The organism is Pseudoruegeria aquimaris (assembly GCF_900172235.1).
In the GTDB taxonomy this organism is placed as follows: Bacteria; Pseudomonadota; Alphaproteobacteria; order Rhodobacterales; family Rhodobacteraceae; genus Pseudoruegeria; species Pseudoruegeria aquimaris.
Genome location: NZ_FWFQ01000034.1, coordinates 1 through 17,413 on the forward strand (window position 1 = coordinate 1; position 17,413 = coordinate 17,413).

The window sequence follows — 17,413 nt, forward strand, 5'->3', positions numbered from 1 at the left end:
ACAGCGGCGAGATCACCGCCCATTCCGCATCGCTCACATCGTGTCTGCCCGTCATGCTCACCTCCGTTTCCGAAAGTGAATCATCACACCGCCAAAAACGGAATCCCGTTTATGAGTTCACGACCTAGGCGGTTCGCCGCCACCCGGCACAAAACGGCAACGCCGCCCGCCCCGAATGCAGGTGCGCCCCGGATTAGCGCATGACAGCGCCCGCGGCCGCCGCCTATGATGGCGCAAAGCAGCAAACGCACGCACAAGATGCACCCGGGCAGGACGTGAAGAGGCGCCATAGGTGGCCACATCAGAGACATTCCGCGCGCGCCGTCGGCGCTGGATGAACCGCTATCACGCGCGGGTCAGCACGCTCACGCGTACGGCCACCGGGCTCGTCACCCAGCCCGAGCCGCGCAGCATCGGCTCCTTCGCGCGCGGCCGGCAACTCACCAGCGGCAATTTCCTCTTCGCCGGCTACCTCGTGCGCTCCGATGCCGGTTCGATCTGGGAGGTGCCCGTGCCCGCGGCCCGCTTCGAAGAAGAGCTGCATGGCTGCACCTGGCTCGACGATCTCGCCGCGCTGGGCGACGGGCGCGCCCGCGAGGCCACCCGCGCCTGGGTGATGGACTGGATCCGCCGCTACGGCCGCGGCACCGGCCCGGGCTGGACGCCCGATCTGACGGGCCGCCGCCTGATCCGCTGGATCAACCACGCGCTCGTCATCCTGAACGGGCTGGAGAAACCCGCCAGCGAAGTGTTCTTCCGCTCCCTCGCGCAGCAGACGGTCTTTCTGTCCCGGCGCTGGAGCAGCGCCCAGCCGGGGCTGCCCCGATTCGAGGCGCTCTGCGGGCTGATCTACGCCGGGCTGTCGCTGGAAGGCATGGAGCGCTTCGTGCCGGGGGCGGTCAAGGCGCTGGGCCGCGAATGCGGCGAGCAGGTCAACATCGAGGGCGGCATTCCGACCCGCAACCCCGAGGAGCTGCTGGAGGTCTTCACCCTGCTGGTCTGGACGGCCGACGCCCTGCACGAGGCCGGCCGCACCCCGCATCGCGAACATCTCGCCGCGATCGAGCGCATCGCGCCCACGCTGCGGGCGCTGCGCCACAACGACGGCGGGCTGGCCCGTTTCCACGGCGGCGGGCGCGGGCTCGAAGGGCGGCTGGACCACGCGCTGGCGGCCTCCGGCGTGCGCCCGCGGCCGCTGCAGGGGCTGGCGATGGGCTTTGCCCGCCTGCACGGCGGGCGCGCCAGCGTCATCATCGATGCCGCCGCCCCGCCGCGCGGCTGGGTCTCGCGCGACGGTCACGCCTCCACGCTCGCCTTCGAGATGACGGAAGGCCGCCGCCCGCTGATCGTCAACTGCGGCTCGGGCGTTTCCTTCGGCGAAACATGGCGCCGCGCCGGGCGCGCCACGGCCAGCCATTCCACGCTGGGCATCGAGGGCTTTTCTTCCTCCCGGCTTGGCGCGGGCGGGCTGATCCGCGAGGACGAGAAGCTGCTGCTCACCGACACGCCCTCGGACGTGCGCTACCAGCTTTCCTCCGGCCCCGCCGGCATGGGTTTCCAGGCCGGCCACGACGGCTACGTGAAGACACACGGTCTCACCCATATCCGGCAACTCGACCTGCGCTTCGACGGCCGCGAGCTCTCCGGCGAGGACACGCTCGCCATCGTCGAGGAGGAGGACAAGCGCCAGTTCGATGCGGTGCTGACGCAGAACCGCCTGCAGGGCATCCATTTCACCATCCGCTTCCACCTGCACCCCGACGTGGACGCCGAGGTGGATCTGGGCGGCAAGGCGGTCTCCATGGCGCTCAAGAGCGGGGAGATCTGGATCTTCCGCTACCACGGCAAGGCGCAGATGAGCCTCGAACCGAGCGTCTACCTCGAAAAAAACCGCCTCAAGCCACGTGCGACGAAACAAATCGTTCTCTCCGCCCGCGCAATGGACTATGCGACCCGCATCACGTGGACCTTCTCCATGGCGCAGGATTCCCCCGTAGGCGTGCGCGATCTGGACAGGAGCGTCCCGTATCTGGATGACCTGACCTCTGAGGAAGAGCCCGAATGACCGATCTAGTCCCCGTCCGCCGCGCCCTGCTGTCCGTTTCCGACAAGACGGGGTTGATCGATCTCGCCACCGCACTGGCGGAGATGGGCGTCGAACTGCTCTCGACCGGCGGTTCCGCCAAGGCCATGCGCGAGGCCGGTCTCGCGGTGAAGGACGTGAGCGAGATCACCGAATTCCCCGAGATGATGGACGGCAGGGTCAAGACGCTGCACCCGCGCGTGCACGGCGGCCTTCTGGCCCTGCGCGACAACGAGGCTCACGTGGCCGCGATGGAGGAGCACGGCATCGGCGGGATCGACCTGCTGGTCGTCAACCTCTACCCCTTCGAGGAAACCGTCGCCAAGGGCGCCGACTACGCCACCTGCATCGAGAACATAGACATCGGCGGCCCGGCGATGATCCGCGCCGCCGCCAAGAACCACGGTTTCGTCAACGTGGTGGTGGACGTGCAGGATTACGCCGCGCTGCTCGATGAACTCAAGCAGAACGGCGGCGCCACCTCCTACGCCTTCCGCCAGAGCCTCGCGCTCACCGCCTATTCCCGCACCGCCGCCTACGATGCCGCCGTTTCGGCATGGATGGCCGATGCCCTCGCCGAGACCCCGCGCCGCCGCGCCGTGGCCGGCACGCTGGCCCAGACCCTGCGCTACGGCGAGAACCCGCACCAGCAGGCCGCCTTCTACGTGGACGGCTCCGGCCGCCCGGGCGTCGCCACCGCGACGCAGCACCAGGGCAAGGAGCTTTCCTACAACAACATCAACGACACCGACGCGGCGTTCGAGCTGGTGGCGGAATTCGATCCCGCCGAGGGGCCGGCCTGCGCCATCATCAAGCACGCCAACCCCTGCGGCGTGGCCCGCGGCGCGACGCTGAAGGAAGCCTACCAGAAGGCCTTCGACTGCGATCGCACCTCCGCCTTCGGCGGCATCATCGCCCTGAACCAGCCGCTGGACGGCGAAACCGCCGAGGAGATCGCCAAGATCTTCACCGAGGTCGTGATCGCGCCGGGCGCCTCCGAGGAAGCCAAGGCCGTGTTCGCCGCCAAGAAGAACCTGCGCCTGCTCACCACCGACGGTCTGCCCGACCCGAAGGACGCGGCGCTCACCGTGCGGCAGGTCTCCGGCGGGCTGCTGGTGCAGGGCAAGGACAACGGCCACATCGGCATCGAGGATCTGAAGGTCGTCACCAAGCGCGCGCCCACCGAGGAGGAGATGCAGGATCTGCTCTTCGCCTGGAAGGTGGCCAAGCACGTGAAATCCAACGCCATCGTCTACACCAAGGGCCGCGCCACCGTGGGCGTGGGCGCGGGCCAGATGAGCCGCGTGGACTCCTGCCGCATCGCCGCGCGCAAGGCGCAGGACATGGCCGAGGCGCTGGGGCTGGACGCGCCGCTGACCAAAGGCTCCTGCGTGGCGTCGGACGCCTTCTTCCCCTTCGCCGACGGGCTGCTGACGGCCGCCGAGGCCGGCGCGACCGCCGTGATCCAGCCGGGCGGCTCCATGCGCGATGACGAGGTGATCAAGGCCGCCGACGAGGCCGGGCTCGCCATGGTCTTCACCGGCATGCGCCACTTCCGCCACTGAAGGCCAGCCCGATGCGTCTGCTCTGGATCACCGCCGCGCTCGTCTTCCTGATCGATCAGGTCACGAAGTGGTGGGTCGTGCAGGCGCTCGATCTCAAGACGGTCGGCAGCATCGACGTGCTGCCGCCCTTCCTCAACCTCCGCATGGCGTGGAACGAGGGCATCAACTTCGGCCTGTTCTCCGGCGAGGCCGCGGCCAGCCGCTGGATCCTGATCGCCGTGGCCTTCGCGATCACCGGCTGGGTGCTCTGGTGGGTCCGCCGCGACGGCCATCGCCCGATGGCCTTCGTGAGCGCCGGGGTGCTGGTGGGCGGCGCGCTGGGCAACGTGGTCGATCGCGTGATCTACGGCGCCGTGGCCGATTTCCTCAACATGTCCTGCTGCGGCTTCACCAACCCCTATGCCTTCAACGTGGCCGACATCGCGATCTTCGCCGGCGCGCTGGGGCTGATCTTTTTCACCGGGGAAAGAAAGCCCGCGTGACGGCGCCGCGAAGTTGCGGTAAAACCGCCTCAAGACAGGCAAGGAGCAACCGATGAGCAGATCGCCCCGTTCCATCGCGGCAGCTTTCGCGGCACTGACCCTGCTGTCGGCCTGTGGCGGCAGCGATTACGGGTTGATGAACATCCGGTCCGAGGACGGAACCCCGGACGAATTCGGCATCCTGCCCACCAAGCCGCTGGAAACGCCCGAAAGTTTCGCCAGCCTGCCCACGCCCACGCCGGGCGGCACCAACCTCGTGGATCCGACCCCGAAATCCGATGCCGTGGCCGCGCTGGGCGGCAATCCTTCGGCGCTCGCGGAAGGGCGTGGGATCGCAAGCTCCGACGGCGGCATGGTGCGCTACGCCAGCCGCTACGGCGTCACGCCCGACATCCGCTCGGTGCTGGCGCAGGAAGATGCCGAGTTCCGCAAGGGCAAGGGCCCGCTGCTGTTCGAGCGCTGGGTGGGCAAGAGCGTCTACTTCGAGGCCTACCGGTCGCAGGCCCTCGACCAGACGGCCGAGTTGCAGCGCTTCCGCCGCGCCGGCGTCAAGACGCCCTCCGCCCCGCCGGAACTGGCGCAGGACTGATCCGTTAGGGTCGCCGGGGTTGAAAAACCCTTTGCTGTTTGAGCGCCCCGCGCAACCGACAGATTTCAAAAATATGTTCGCCCGGCCATGGGCCGGGCAGCGCCCGTCCGCCCCCTCGGGCGGGCGCTTCGCTTCCGCCCGCGGACGGTCGCCGCCCTCTGTCAGGCACTGCGCTCCCTCACATCCCCGTCACCACGGCTTGAAGCCAGCCCCCGGGCGCGTAGGTTAGGGGACAGGTTTGAACGGGAGGCCTGAATGCGCCGAATCCTTTCTGTCTGCGTGCTGGTTCTGGGCACGCTGGCCACGCCGCTTCTGGCGGACGAGAACGTCACCACCTTCACCCTCGACAACGGCATGGACGTGCTGGTGCTCGAAGATCACCGCGCGCCGGTGGCCGTCCAGATGGTCTGGTATCGCGCCGGGGCGGCGGATGAGCCGCCGGGCCACTCCGGCATCGCCCACTTCCTCGAACACCTGCTGTTCAAGGGCACCGACACGCTGGCGCCGGGCGAATTCTCCAAGACGGTGGCCGCCAACGGCGGCACCGACAACGCCTTCACCAGCTGGGACTACACCGCCTACTACCAGCGCGTCGCCGCCGACCGGCTGGAGCTGATGATGCGGATGGAGAGCGACCGTATGCGCAACCTGCGCCTTTCGGAGGAGGACATCGTGACGGAGCGGCAGGTCATCCTCGAGGAGCGCAACCAGCGCACCGACAGCGACCCCGGCGCGCTCTTCGGCGAGCAGCGCCGCGCGGCGCAATACATGAACCATCCCTACGGCATCCCCGTGATCGGCTGGCGCCACGAGATGGAGCAGCTCTCCATGGAGGACGCCATGGCGTTCTACGAGCGCTTCTACGCCCCCAACAACGCCATCCTCATCGTGGCCGGCGACGTGGAGCCGGAGGAGGTGCGCACGCTGGCCGAAACCTATTACGGCCCGCTGGCGCCCACCGAGGGGCTGGCCCCGCGCGTCCGCCCGCAGGAGCCGCCGCAGCTTTCCGAGCGCCGCCTCACCTACAGCGATCCGCGCGTCTCCCAGCCCTACGTGACCCGCAGCTACCTCGCCCCCGTGCGCAGGGCGGGCGCGCAGGAGGAGGCCGCCGCGCTCACGCTGCTGGCCAACCTGCTTGGCGGCAGTTCGACCACGTCCGTGCTGGCGCGCAAGCTTCAGTTCGAAGAGCAGACGGCGATCTACACCGGCGCCTTCTATGACGGCACCTCGCTGGACCCGATGAGCTTCGGGCTGGTGATCGTCCCGCAGGAAGGCGTTCCGCTGGCCGAGGCCGAAGCCGCGCTCGACAGGGCCTTGGCGGAGTTCATCGAGGAAGGCGTGGACCCGGAGCAGTTCGCCCGGCTCAAGGCGCAGATCCGCGCCTCCGAGATCTACGCCCGCGACGATGTGCAGGCCGCCGCCCGCCGCTACGGCATGGCGCTCACCACAGGGCTCACCGTGGACGACGTGCAGGCCTGGCCCGAGGTGCTGATGGCCGTCACCGAGCAGGACGTGATCGATGCCGCCAAGGCGGTGTTCGACAAGCGCAGGGCCGTGACCGGCTGGCTGATGCGCGAAGAAACGGCTCAGGCCGAGGAGGTCACCCAATGATGATGCGCATGATCCGCTCCGCCCTTGCGGCGGCCACGCTCCTTGCCCTGCCGGCGCTGCCGGCGCTGGCCGCCGTCGAGATCCAGGAGGTGAAGAGCGAAGGCGGCTTCACCGCCTGGCTGGTGGAGGAACACACCATTCCCTTCGTGGCGCTGGAATTGCGTTTCAAGGGCGGTGCCAACCTCGATCCCGAAGGCAAGCGCGGCGCGATCAACCTGATGACGGGGCTGCTGGAAGAGGGCGCCGGCGATCTGGACGCCCGCGGTTTCGCCGAGGCCCGCGAGGCGCTGGCGGCGAGCTACGACTTCGACGTCTACGACGACACGCTCACCATCTCCGCGCAGTTCCTCACCGAGAACCGCGCCGAGGCCGTCGCACTGCTGCGCAAGGCGCTGGTGGAGACCCGCTTCGACCAGGACGCCATCGACCGCGTGCGCGCGCAGGTCGTGAGCATCATCCAGAGCGACGAGAAAGACCCGAACGCCATCGCCGCGCGCACCTTCGATGCGCTGGCCTTCGGCGATCACCCCTACGCCACGCCGCGTGACGGCACGCTCGAAAGCATCGCCGCCCTGACGCGGGAGGACATGTTCGAAGCGCGCGACCGCGTGATCGCGAAGGATCGCGTCTACGTCGGGGCCGTGGGGGACATAACCCCCGAACAGCTCTCCGAACTGATGGACGCGCTGCTGTCGGACCTGCCCGAAACCGGCGCCCCCCCGGTGCCGGATGCCGAATACGCGCTCGAGGGCGGCGTGACCGTCGTGCCCTTCCCGTCGCCCCAGTCCGTCGTCATCTTCGGCCATGAGGGCATCAAGCGCGACGACGAGGATTTCTTCGCGGCCTACGTGATGAACCAGATCCTCGGGGCAGGGGGCTTTTCTTCCCGCCTGATGGAGGAGGTGCGCGAAAAGCGCGGGCTGACCTACGGCATCTCCACCTTCCTCGTGCCGATGGATCACGCCGAAACCGTGCAGGGGCAGGTGGCCTCCAGCAACGAGACGGTGGCCGAGGCGATCGAGGTGATCCGCGCCGAGTGGCGGCGGATGGCCGAGGAAGGCGTCACCGAGGAGGAATTGCGCGACGCCAAGACCTATCTCACCGGCGCCTATCCGCTGCGTTTCGACGGCAACGGCACCATCGCCAACATCATCGTGGGCATGCAGACGCAGGGCCTGCCGATTGATTACATCGCCACCCGCAACGACAAGGTCGAGGCGGTGACGCGGGAAGACGTGGCGCGCGTCGCCAAGCGCCTGCTGGATGCGGATGCGCTGCATTTCGTGGTGGTGGGCCAGCCCGAGGGGCTCGAAACGACGAATTGATCCGGACCGCCCGGCGGCACCGCCGGGCAGCGCCGTCCCGCCCCACGGGGCGGCGCTGCCCTCATTCTGCTTGAAAACCCTTGCTTATGCCTACTGGCAGAATCGCGCTTCCACATGCTACTTCTTGTAGTATGAACTCCTTCACCCCCCACATAGGCGCAGATTCCGCCGCAAAAGAGCGGCCCGAGATCCGCCAGCTCGACGAGGCGGCGATCAACCGCATCGCCGCCGGCGAGGTGGTCGAACGCCCGGCCTCGGCCGTGAAGGAACTGGTGGAAAACGCGCTCGACGCCGGCGCGCGCCGCATCGAGGTCGCCTTTGCCGACGGCGGCAAGACACTGATCCGCGTCACCGATGACGGCCACGGCATGGCGCCCGAGGATCTGCCGCTGGCGCTCTCCCGCCACGCCACCTCCAAGATCGACGGCTCCGATCTGCTCGACATCCATTCCTTCGGCTTCCGCGGCGAGGCGCTGCCCTCGCTCGGTGCCGTGGGCCGGCTCACCATCACCACCCGCGCCAGGGGCGAGGAGGCCGCGATGATCCGCGTGGCCGGCGGCCGGATCGAGCCGGTGAAACCGGCCGCGCTCTCGCAGGGCACGGTGGTGGAGCTGAAGGATCTCTTCTATGCCACCCCGGCGCGGCTCAAGTTCATGCGCACCGATCGTGCCGAAGCCCAGGCCATCGGCGAGGTGGTGAAACGGCTCGCGATGGCGGAGCCTTTCGTCGGCTTCAGCTTGCGCGATGTCTCCGGTGGGGGCGAGGGGCGGACGGTGTTCCGCGCCGACCCCGAGAACGGCGATCTCTTCGATGCGCTGCACAGCCGGCTGCGCCGCATCCTCGGGGCGGAGTTCGCCGAGAACGCCCTGCGCATCGAGGCCGAGCGCGACGGCATCTGCCTCACCGGTTACGCCGCCCTGCCGACCTACTCGCGCGGCTCCGCCGTGGCGCAGTATCTCTTCGTCAACGGCCGCCCGGTGAAGGACAAGATGCTTTACGGCGCCCTGCGCGCGGCCTACTTCGATTTCCTCAGCCGCGATCGCCACCCGGCGGCGGTGCTCTTTCTTTCCTGCGATCCGCATCTCGTGGACGTCAACGTCCACCCGGCCAAATCCGAGGTGCGGTTCCGCGATCCCGGCATCCCGCGCGGGCTGCTCGTGTCCGGCCTGCGCCATGCGCTGGCGAACGCCGGCCACCGCGCTTCCACCACCGTCGCCGGGGCGACGCTGGGCGCCTTCCGCCCCGAACCGCAGACCGGCGCCGCGGCGGCGCCGCCGCGTGTCTACCAGATGGATCGCCCCTCGCAGGTCGCCCGCTCCTTGAGTTATGCCGCGCAGGCCCCGCGGCCCGCGCCGGGGCCGGTGCAGGGTTTCGCCGAAAGCCTCGCGGCGCCTTCCGCTCGCGTGGAGGAGGTGATCGAGCCCGCGCCTGAAAGCGATCCCACCACGCTGCCGCTGGGGGCCGCCCGTGCGCAGGTGCATGAGAACTACATCATCGCCCAGACGGGCGACGGCATGGTGATCGTCGATCAGCACGCCGCCCACGAACGGCTCGTCTACGAAAAGCTGAAGCGTCAGTTGGCGGAGAACGGCGTGGCCGCACAGGCGCTGCTGATCCCCGAGATCGTCGAGCTGTCCGATCACGACCGCGCCACGCTGCTGGAGCACGCCGAGGAGCTTGCCCGCTTCGGCTTCACCATCGAGCCTTTCGGCGGCAATGCCGTGGCGGTGCGCGAAACGCCCGCGCTGCTGGGCGAGGTGAATGCCGGAGCCCTGCTGCGCGACATCCTCGATGAACTGGCCGATCTGGGCGAAAGCCTCACGTTGCAGGCAAGGATCGAAGCGATCCTGTCGCGCGTGGCCTGCCACGGCTCGATCCGCTCCGGCCGCCGGATGCGCGCCGAAGAGATGAACGCGCTCCTGCGCGAGATGGAAGCCACGCCGCATTCGGGCCAGTGCAACCACGGCCGCCCCACCTACGTGGAGCTGAAACTCGCCGACATCGAGCGGTTGTTCGGGCGGACATGATGTGGCGCGTCGATTGAGCCTTCGCCCGGCGGCACGCCGGGCAGCCCCCGGCCGCCCCCCCGGGCGGGGGCTTCACCCCCACCCGGCGGCCTGTGGCTGCCCTCTTCGCATCCTGCGCATCTGACCAGAGCCAAAAGACCAACCCCATGATCCAACTCGGTGACACGACCCTCTCCCTTTCCGATCCGCTCCTGTTGGCCGCCGGCCTTGCCGTGCTCCTCGTGCTGGGCCTGCTGATCGCCTCGCTGCGCGCCGCCGGGCGTTCGGCGCGGATGATCGAGCCCCTCGTTCAGCAGATGGGCCACCTGGGCCAGCGCGTGGAGCAGCTGGCGCAGGGTCAGTCCAACCTCGCCGGCAGCCTGTCGAGCGTGTCGCAGAACCAGCAGGTGAGCCAGGCGCAACTGATGAACCTGATGGAGCAACGCCTCGGCGAGGTGCAGCTCAACGTGAACGAGAACCTCGCCCGCGTGCAGCAGAGCACCGGCGAAAACCTGGCGCGCGTGCAGCAGAGCATGGGGGAAAGCCTCGCCGCCGTGCAGCTCCAGATGCAGGAGAGCCTCACCCAGAGCCAGCTCCAGATGAAGGAGAACCTTGCCAACATCCAGCTGGCCACCTCCCGCAGCCTTGCCGAGGTGCAGGAAAAGATGAACGCCTCCCTGCAGGGCTCGGCCAAGGCCACCGCCACCTCGCTCACCGCGCTGCAGGAGCGGCTGCAGACCATCGACAAGGCGCAGGAAAACATCGAGAAGCTCTCGGGCAACGTGCTCAGCCTGCAGGACATCCTCTCCAACAAGCAGACGCGTGGCGCCTTCGGGGAAATCCAGCTCACCGACATCGTCTCCAAGGCGCTCCCGAAAGACAGCTTCAGCCTTCAGGCCACGCTCTCGAACGGCAAACGGGCGGACTGCCTGATCCACCTGCCCAACCCGCCGGGCCCCATCGTGATCGACAGCAAATTCCCGCTGGAGGCCTACGAGGCCCTGCGCCGCGCCGAAACCCAGGCGCAGATGCAGGAGGCCGCCCGGATGCTGCGCACCTCGGTGAAGAAGCATATCAAGGACATCAGCGAGAAATACATCATCGAAGGCGAAACCGCCGACGGTGCCCTGATGTTCCTGCCGAGCGAGGCCGTCTATGCCGAGCTGCACGCGAACTTCCCCGAACTCGTGCGCGAGGGCTTCACGGCGCGGGTCTGGATCGTCTCGCCCACCACCTGCATGGCCACGCTCAACACCATGCGCGCGGTGCTCAAGGACGCCCGGATGCGCGCGCAGGCCGGCCATATCCGCAAGGAGCTGAACCTGCTGCACGCCGACGTGGACCGCCTCGGCACCCGTGTCGAGAACCTCGATCGCCACTTCGGGCAGGCCGCCAAGGACATTTCCGAAATCAAGATCAGCGCCGAGAAGGCCGGCCGCCGCGCCGCGCGGCTGGACAACTTCGACTTCGAGGAGCTTCAGGCCGAGGCGACGCCGGTGGAGCGCGTCGTCATCGGGCCGGGGAAGTGACCCCGGCCTCCTGCCGCAGCCTGTCGAGCATGGGGCAGGCGGCCTGACCACCGGCGCAATTGCCCACCAGTTCGGCCAGCGCCTGCTCCAGCGCCTGCAATTCGGCGATCTTGCGCCGCACCTCGGCCAGTTGGCCGCAGCCGATGGCCTCCACCTCCGCACAGGGTGCCTCGGCCCCGGTGGCGAGATCGCGCAACGCCACGGCGTCGGCGAGCGGAAACCCCAGATCCCGGCAGCGTTTCAGGAAGGCCAGCGCCGCCACCTCCCGCGCGCTGTAGGCCCGCCGCCCCGAGGCGGTGCGCCCCGGCGGCGGGGCGAACCCTTCGCGCTCGTAGTAGCGGATCGTTTCGATCGACAGACCGCTGCGCCGCGCCGCTTCCCCGATCCCGAACATGTGATGTCGCCTCCGCTTGATCCTGTAGTGGCTACAGGTTGCAGGGTGCCTGAACGGAAGTCGAATCCCTTGAAGGCCCCTCACGCATGGTTGATCACCTCACCGAACCCGCATCCGAAGAAACGCAGGCCCCCAAGGCCACTGCCGCCCTCATCGGCGGCGCCGGTCTGCTGGCGCTGCTCACCGCCTCCTGCTGCGTGCTGCCCATCGGCCTCTCGTTGATCGGGCTGGGCGGCAGCTGGCTTGTGCTGCTCGGCCCCTTCGTGGCCTGGCGCGTGCCGATCCTGATCGGCGTGGCCGCCGTGCTCGCCCACGGCTGGTGGCGTCACCTGCGGCGGCCCGCCTGCGCCCGGCCCGCGCGCTTGGCCCGTGGGCTTCTGCTGGGCGCCACCGCGCTTTTCCTGCTCTCGCTCGCTGCCCCGCTCTGGGAGGAGGAGGCCACGCGGTTCATGTTCTCTCTCTGGCGCGAGGCCCGGACATGAGCGCGCCGTTTCGCCACGCGGAGGGCACCCCGGCCCGCACCTCGTCCGGCGTGAAGGCCAGCCTGCTCGCCAGCTTCGCCGCGCTCGGCGTCGCCACCTGTTGCGTTCTGCCGATGATCTTTCTGATCCTCGGGCTGGGCGGGAGTTGGCTCGCCGTTTTCGGCGTGATCGCCGGGGCCTCACCCTACGTGCTGGCGCTCGCCGGCTTCCTGCTCGCGGCGGCCTGGATCGGCCGTCTGCGGCTTGACGTGGCCCCCGGCTGGGCCCGCGCCGGCCTCTGGGGCAGCACTGCCCTGTTCTTCATCGCCCTTGGCCTCTACGCTTACGAGGCCCGGATCAACGACGCCCTCATTCAATGGATGTGAGATGACATCGAAACCCCAAGCTGCCGACGCCCCGGCCATCACCCTGCAAAGCACGCTTACCTGTCCGGCCTGCGGCCACGCGCAGACCGAGCGGATGCCCGAGGATTCCTGCCAGTGGTTCTACGAGTGCTCCGCCTGCAAGACGCTGCTCAAGCCCAAACCGGGCGATTGCTGCGTCTACTGTTCTTACGGCACCGTGCCGTGCCCGCCGATCCAGGCCGGGCAGTCCTGCTGCGGCTGAAGGGCACGCGGGTTTGATCCGGATCAGGGAAGGGGCCGGCCCGAAGGGATAGAACGGTCACCAGATGTTTCAAAGCCAACCCATGAAACGGACAGGCCCATGCCTTTGCAGATTGCTCCCGAAAAAGTCGCCCAGGTGATCGTCCGGGCACGTGAATTCGATTCCAAGGTCGCCCGCTGGGACGGCCCCGGAGATGTCCGGGACGGGGACTCGATCCTCGAAAGCCGCAGCGGCGATGCCACCGAGGCCGAACTGCGGGCGTTCATCCGGGGCCTGAACGAGGACGAGCAGGCCAGCCTCGTGGCGGTGATGTGGATCGGCCGCGACAGCTTCGATGCCGACGAACTGGAAGAGGCGATCGCCACCGCGCGGGCGGAGGCAACGGGGCCGACGGAGGATTACCTGCTGGGCATCCCGCTCTTGTCGGATTTCCTCGAAGACGGGCTGGATGCGCTCGGGATCTCGGTGGAGGACGCCGAGAAGGGCATCCTCTGAACACCGCCTACTCGCCGCAGATCGCCTGCAGGCTGATCCACTGCCCATCCTTCAGGACGGGGCGCACCGCCGCGCCGCGCATCGGGTCCGCCTCGATCAGCGGGAGCGTGGTTTCACCGGAAAGATCGACGTCGTAGGCATAGGGCGTGCTCGGGATCTGGCGCGCCTCGAAACGGGCGAGCAACGCTTCGGCGGGCACCTCGGCCACCGGTGCGGTCAGCAGACCCTCGGCATAGGCGTCCAGCACCTCCGGGGCGATGTCGCCCGTGGTCATCAGGTGCAGCGTGGCGCGCAGGCCGGCGGTGTCCAGCAGGGCCTCCATCGGATCCTTCCCGGCGCGCCGCTCCACCTCCGCCAACAGATAGCCGGCCGTCACCGCCGGGTCCTCCGGATCCTCGACGATGGCCCGGTTCATCACGATGAAGCCGCCGGGCAGATGGGCGGTGCCGCGCACGCCGCCGGGCAGCACCACGAGCTTGTCGTCGGGGCCGAGCACCTTCTCGCGCAGCCGGTTCAGCGCCTTCACGCCGTAGGTGGCATCGCAGGGCGCGCCCGAGAGCCGGACCAGCCGCTCCAGCAGCTGCTCGCCCACGTCCTCGCGCTTGGCCTCCGGCACGATGGAGGCCGCGTAGCGCGTCAGCGCGCCCGGCAGCCAGAAGAGGCTCAGCAGCAGGATCGACAGGGAAACGCCGGCAATGGCGACCGTGCGGAGGCGGCCCGGACGCGGGCGGCTGCGGGCGATGGCCCGCCGCACCTGGCCGATCGCCTCGATCATGTCCGAATCCTCGATCTCCAGCGTTTCGCTGCCGTCGGGGTCGGGCGCGAACAGGGCAGGGTGCTCCCCGGGATTCAGCCGCTCCACGGCCGCCAGCGACCAATGGGTCAGCGGCTGCTCCGCCGAATTGGACAGCACGAGAGTGGCGTTTCCGAAGGAGACGATCACGTCCCGACGCTGCGCATCTTCGCCGGGCTTCCAGATGCCCGTCGTTTCCAGCCTCTGGTATTTGGTGAGGGCTGTCATGCCTGCTGCCGTGGTGCCTGTGTTTTCTTGTGGTTGGCACGGAGGATAAACGCAACATCTGCGCATAACAATGCGCCAATGCCGCCCCCGGGCCCGCGAACGGCCTTCCCGTGCCCGGTGCCGCTGGATAGGGTGGCGGCATGATCCTTTCCCGCGGCCGAAACCTGCTGTTCATCCACATCCCCAAGACGGGCGGCACCTCGCTGGCGCTGGCGCTGGAGGCCCGCGCGATGAAGGACGACATCCTCGTGGGCGATACCCCCAAGGCCGTGAAACGGCGCAAGCGGCAGAAGGAGCTGAAGACGGCCGGGCGGCTCTGGAAACACTCCACCCTCGCCGATCTTGACGGCCTCGTGACCGGCCCGGAGCTTGACAGGCTCTTCGTGACGACCCTCGTGCGAAACCCCTGGGATCGCGCCGTCAGCTATTACCACTGGTTGCAGGCGCAGCGTTTCGACCATCCGGCCGTCCGGCTCGCCGCGGCGTTGAGTTTCTCGGATTTCCTGAACCACCCGCAGACGCGCGCCGCCCTGCTGGGCACGCCCTACGCGCACTACGTGACGGATGCCCGCGGCAGGGAAACCTGTAGCAAATTCATGCGCCTGGAACATCTGGACGAAGATCTCCCCGCGCTGGAAGACCACCTCGGTTTCAGCCTGCGCCCCCTTCCGAGGGCCAACCCTTCATCCCGCCGGGGCGATTACCGCAGCTACTACTCCGACGCCGACGCCGCCCTCGTGGCCAAGCTCTGCGCCGAGGACATCACCCGATTCGGCTACAGGTTTACCTGAAGGAAGCACACTCCTGGGTTGTGGTTCCGGGCTGGCGACAATCCAGCCTCTCGCCGCATGATTTCGCCTTCTGTGTGCAAAATGCCTCTTTTTTGCCCGAGACGAGCCGAAGTTCCGACCCGCATCTGGGGCGTAATGGTTAACGAGGGATGACTGCACCTTCCCGATAAAAGGCTATGCACATGTTTGGATTGAAGAAGCTGCTGAACAGGGCGCCCCTCGGGCGTTCGGACAGCTCTGAGGCTGCCGGGGCATTGGGCGCTGCACCTGCCCGCACCGCCGGCCTCGTAAGCGGAACGAAAGTCGCCAGCACGCTCGGCTGGCGTCCGGTCGAGGCCATCGACGTAGGGGACAAGGTACTCACTTTTGACGGCGGCATGCAGCCCGTCGTGCGTGTGGAGCGGGAAACGCTCTGGAAGGGGACGGCGGCATGCCCGCAGGAACTCTGGCCGCTGCGCGTGCCCACCGGCGCGCTCGGCAACCAGGACCCGATGTTCCTGCTGCCCGATCAGAATGTCCTGATCGAATCCGACACCGCGGAGGAGGTTCTGGGGGATCCTTTCGCGCTGATCCCGGCGCTCGCGCTGGAAGGTGTCTCGGGCATCCGCCGCATCCGTCCGCACCGCGTGCTGGAAGTGGTGACGCTGCATTTCGAAACCGACCAGATCGTCTTCGCCAACATCGGGGCGCTGTTCCACTGCCCCGCTGCGGCTGAATCCGATCTGCTCACCGCGGAGGGCGAAAACCGCTACGAGCCGCTGCCGCTGACGCAGGCCTGCCTGCTATCGGATTTCATCGAGCGCGAGAGCGAAGACTACCGCCAGCACAACGCCCGCCCGATCTGAAGGCGGATCGGGCCGCACCTTTTCAGCCCCGCGCCGTTCGCGCCGGGCCCTTGGTGAGTGCCTTCGAGCAGTTTCAGCGCCCGGACCCGGGAAAACGGGCCGGGCGTTTGTCATTCAAAATGCGGGCTCAGGCCCGATCGCCCGGGTTTCCGGGCATCAGGTCGTAGGGGTGCTTCCAGCCTTCGAGCCCGGAGATCGCCGACAGCCAGCGGTCGATGTTGGGCCAGTCGGCCCGGTCGAAGCCGAAGGGTTCGGGGTAGTAGAGGTAGCTGCAGCAGGTGAAATCCGCGATCGTCGGGCGGCCGGCCACGATCCAGTCGCGCCCGTCGAGATGGGCCTCCAGCACCGAAAGCGCCGATTTCAGGCGGCCTTGCAGGAAAGCGATCACCTCCGCCGGGCGCTTGTCCTCGGGCAGGAAGTTCATCAGGAAGCGGGTCACCCCGGCCTGGCTCGACAGTTTGTGGTTGTCCCAGAGGATCCACCGCAGGATCTCGCGGCGCTCCTCGGGGGTTTCGCCCCCGAACTTGCCGGTCTTCTCGACGAGGTAATCCTGGATCACGCCGGATTGCGTCAGCGTCAGGCCGGCCTCTTCATCGATCAGCACGGGCGCCTCGCCCATCTCGTTCAGCCCCCGGTAGCTTTCGCTGCGGGCTTCGCCGTTGAAGAAATCCACGAAGACGGGCTCCCAGTCGAGCCCCATCAGTTCGAGGGTCAGCGCAGCCTTGTAGGAATGGCCGCTTTCGCCGAAGCAATGCAGTTTCAGGGTCATGGGTCGGGTGCCTTTCGCTCAAGCCTTTCCCGCCGCCAGCTCCGCCTTGAACAGGCGCAGGCGGTGGGGCAGCGTTTCCTCGTCGGTCACGCTGCGGAAGTTTTCCAACAGGAAGATCAGGGCCTCGTCCTGCGTGATCCCGGCTTCGGCGGAGAAGCGGCGCAGGGTGCGGTAGGCGGTTTCGGTCAGGGCGACCGGAAATCGGCGCGTGGGCCGCAGGCGCTGTGGCATGTCTGCTCCTGTCGTTCTCGTTGCGCGCCCCGTGCGGGCGCCTTGCCCCACTAAAGCCGAAGCCGCGGACAAGGGACAGGAGAAATTTGCAAGCGCCGTTGCGGGCTTAGCCCGCGTCTCTTGCGGAGGAGGTGCCGGCGATCTGGGCTTCGCCCCATTCCAGCCGGGCCTTGAGATCGGCGATGGCGGCCGTCAGCTCGTCGCGCTGGGCTTCCATGTCGGCGAGGCGGCGGTAGCCGACTTCCATGGTGCGCCGGATCTGCACGTGCTGGGAATCCTCCACGTTGTAGAGTTCCAGCAGCTGGCGGATTTCCTCGAGGCTGAAGCCGAAGCGCTTGCCGCGCAGGATCAGCTTCAGCCGGGCGCGGTCGGTCCGGTTGTAGAGGCGGCGCTGGCCTTCGCGGCGGGGCGACAGCAGTTCCTTGGATTCGTAGAAACGCAGCGCGCGCGCCGTCACGCCGAATTCATCGCACATTTCGCGGATGGTCATGAAATCGTCGGTCACGCGGTATGTCTCCCCAATGTGTCTGTTTCCGTGATCGCACCGAAGTCGTGCACCTGCACGCCGGTGACAAGATGCCCGCACGGC

General features: G+C 68.0%; 19 protein-coding genes. 14 read left to right on the forward strand and 5 right to left on the reverse strand.

The annotated features are described in order from the left end of the window. Window positions 1–334: 334 nt before the first annotated feature. From PSA7680_RS16715 to PSA7680_RS16750, 8 genes are all read left to right on the forward strand, one after another. Window positions 335–2,065: a heparinase II/III family protein gene (locus PSA7680_RS16715; protein ID WP_139838706.1), complete on the forward strand. Its 1,731-nt coding sequence runs from the start codon at window positions 335–337 to the stop codon at window positions 2,063–2,065. After that, entirely contained in the window at window positions 2,062–3,648 is a 1,587-nt protein-coding gene (gene purH / locus PSA7680_RS16720) for a bifunctional phosphoribosylaminoimidazolecarboxamide formyltransferase/IMP cyclohydrolase (protein ID WP_085869829.1), read from the forward strand. Before PSA7680_RS16715 ends, purH begins: the two co-directional genes overlap by 4 nt. A gap of 11 nt (window positions 3,649–3,659) precedes the next feature. Next, window positions 3,660–4,130, forward strand: coding sequence for a signal peptidase II (gene lspA / locus PSA7680_RS16725; protein ID WP_085869830.1), 471 nt, complete (start codon window positions 3,660–3,662; stop codon window positions 4,128–4,130). A 52-nt stretch (window positions 4,131–4,182) separates the two neighbouring features. After that, window positions 4,183–4,719, forward strand: a complete 537-nt coding sequence (locus PSA7680_RS16730; protein WP_085869831.1) for a DUF3035 domain-containing protein — start codon at window positions 4,183–4,185, stop codon at window positions 4,717–4,719. A gap of 255 nt (window positions 4,720–4,974) precedes the next feature. Continuing rightward, the gene (locus PSA7680_RS16735; protein WP_085869832.1) at window positions 4,975–6,330 is read left to right on the forward strand and encodes a M16 family metallopeptidase; all 1,356 of its coding nucleotides are present in this window, start codon (window positions 4,975–4,977) and stop codon (window positions 6,328–6,330) included. Further along, on the forward strand, window positions 6,327–7,655 hold the full coding sequence (locus PSA7680_RS16740) for a M16 family metallopeptidase (protein ID WP_245824715.1): 1,329 nt from the start codon (window positions 6,327–6,329) through the stop codon (window positions 7,653–7,655). The genes PSA7680_RS16735 and PSA7680_RS16740 overlap by 4 nt, the downstream gene beginning before the upstream one ends. 131 nt (window positions 7,656–7,786) lie before the next feature. After that, entirely contained in the window at window positions 7,787–9,682 is a 1,896-nt protein-coding gene (mutL, locus tag PSA7680_RS16745) for a DNA mismatch repair endonuclease MutL (protein ID WP_085869833.1), read from the forward strand. Between the two features lie 146 nt (window positions 9,683–9,828). Beyond that, window positions 9,829–11,190, forward strand: a complete 1,362-nt coding sequence (locus PSA7680_RS16750) for a DNA recombination protein RmuC (protein WP_085869834.1) — start codon at window positions 9,829–9,831, stop codon at window positions 11,188–11,190. On the opposite strand, the gene PSA7680_RS16755 is transcribed toward PSA7680_RS16750, so the two are convergent. Then, window positions 11,171–11,584 (reverse strand): MerR family transcriptional regulator, encoded by a 414-nt coding sequence (locus PSA7680_RS16755; RefSeq protein WP_085869835.1) that lies wholly within the window; start codon window positions 11,582–11,584, stop codon window positions 11,171–11,173. The genes PSA7680_RS16750 and PSA7680_RS16755 overlap by 20 nt on opposite strands. Before the next feature lie 86 nt (window positions 11,585–11,670). Between PSA7680_RS16755 and PSA7680_RS16760 the strand changes: the two genes are divergently transcribed. From PSA7680_RS16760 to PSA7680_RS16775, 4 genes are all read left to right on the forward strand, one after another. Further along, window positions 11,671–12,066: a hypothetical protein gene (locus PSA7680_RS16760; protein WP_085869836.1), complete on the forward strand. Its 396-nt coding sequence runs from the start codon at window positions 11,671–11,673 to the stop codon at window positions 12,064–12,066. Continuing rightward, window positions 12,063–12,431: a hypothetical protein gene (locus tag PSA7680_RS16765; protein WP_245824716.1), complete on the forward strand. Its 369-nt coding sequence runs from the start codon at window positions 12,063–12,065 to the stop codon at window positions 12,429–12,431. Before PSA7680_RS16760 ends, PSA7680_RS16765 begins: the two co-directional genes overlap by 4 nt. 1 nt (window position 12,432) lies before the next feature. Next, window positions 12,433–12,672, forward strand: coding sequence for a GDCCVxC domain-containing (seleno)protein (locus PSA7680_RS16770; RefSeq protein WP_085869837.1), 240 nt, complete (start codon window positions 12,433–12,435; stop codon window positions 12,670–12,672). A gap of 99 nt (window positions 12,673–12,771) precedes the next feature. Continuing rightward, entirely contained in the window at window positions 12,772–13,167 is a 396-nt protein-coding gene (locus PSA7680_RS16775) for a DUF3775 domain-containing protein (RefSeq protein ID WP_085869838.1), read from the forward strand. Window positions 13,168–13,174: 7 nt separating this feature from the next. On the opposite strand, the gene PSA7680_RS16780 is transcribed toward PSA7680_RS16775, so the two are convergent. Next, window positions 13,175–14,188 carry a hypothetical protein gene (locus tag PSA7680_RS16780; RefSeq protein ID WP_085869839.1) on the reverse strand — a complete coding sequence of 338 codons (1,014 nt, stop codon included), beginning with the start codon at window positions 14,186–14,188 and terminating at the stop codon, window positions 13,175–13,177. Between the two features lie 140 nt (window positions 14,189–14,328). Between PSA7680_RS16780 and PSA7680_RS16785 the strand changes: the two genes are divergently transcribed. Together PSA7680_RS16785 and PSA7680_RS16790 are read left to right on the forward strand one after the other, a co-directional pair. Beyond that, window positions 14,329–14,979: a sulfotransferase family 2 domain-containing protein gene (locus tag PSA7680_RS16785; protein ID WP_085869840.1), complete on the forward strand. Its 651-nt coding sequence runs from the start codon at window positions 14,329–14,331 to the stop codon at window positions 14,977–14,979. A 182-nt stretch (window positions 14,980–15,161) separates the two neighbouring features. Continuing rightward, entirely contained in the window at window positions 15,162–15,824 is a 663-nt protein-coding gene (locus PSA7680_RS16790) for a Hint domain-containing protein (RefSeq protein ID WP_176244172.1), read from the forward strand. A gap of 127 nt (window positions 15,825–15,951) precedes the next feature. On the opposite strand, the gene PSA7680_RS16795 is transcribed toward PSA7680_RS16790, so the two are convergent. From PSA7680_RS16795 to PSA7680_RS16805, 3 genes are all read right to left on the reverse strand, one after another. Then, complete coding sequence (locus tag PSA7680_RS16795; RefSeq protein ID WP_085869842.1) at window positions 15,952–16,593, reverse strand: glutathione S-transferase family protein; 642 nt, start codon at window positions 16,591–16,593, stop codon at window positions 15,952–15,954. A gap of 18 nt (window positions 16,594–16,611) precedes the next feature. Then, window positions 16,612–16,824: a hypothetical protein gene (locus tag PSA7680_RS16800; RefSeq protein WP_085869843.1), complete on the reverse strand. Its 213-nt coding sequence runs from the start codon at window positions 16,822–16,824 to the stop codon at window positions 16,612–16,614. Between the two features lie 106 nt (window positions 16,825–16,930). Further along, window positions 16,931–17,329, reverse strand: coding sequence for a MerR family transcriptional regulator (locus PSA7680_RS16805; protein WP_085869844.1), 399 nt, complete (start codon window positions 17,327–17,329; stop codon window positions 16,931–16,933). Window positions 17,330–17,413 lie beyond the last annotated feature (84 nt).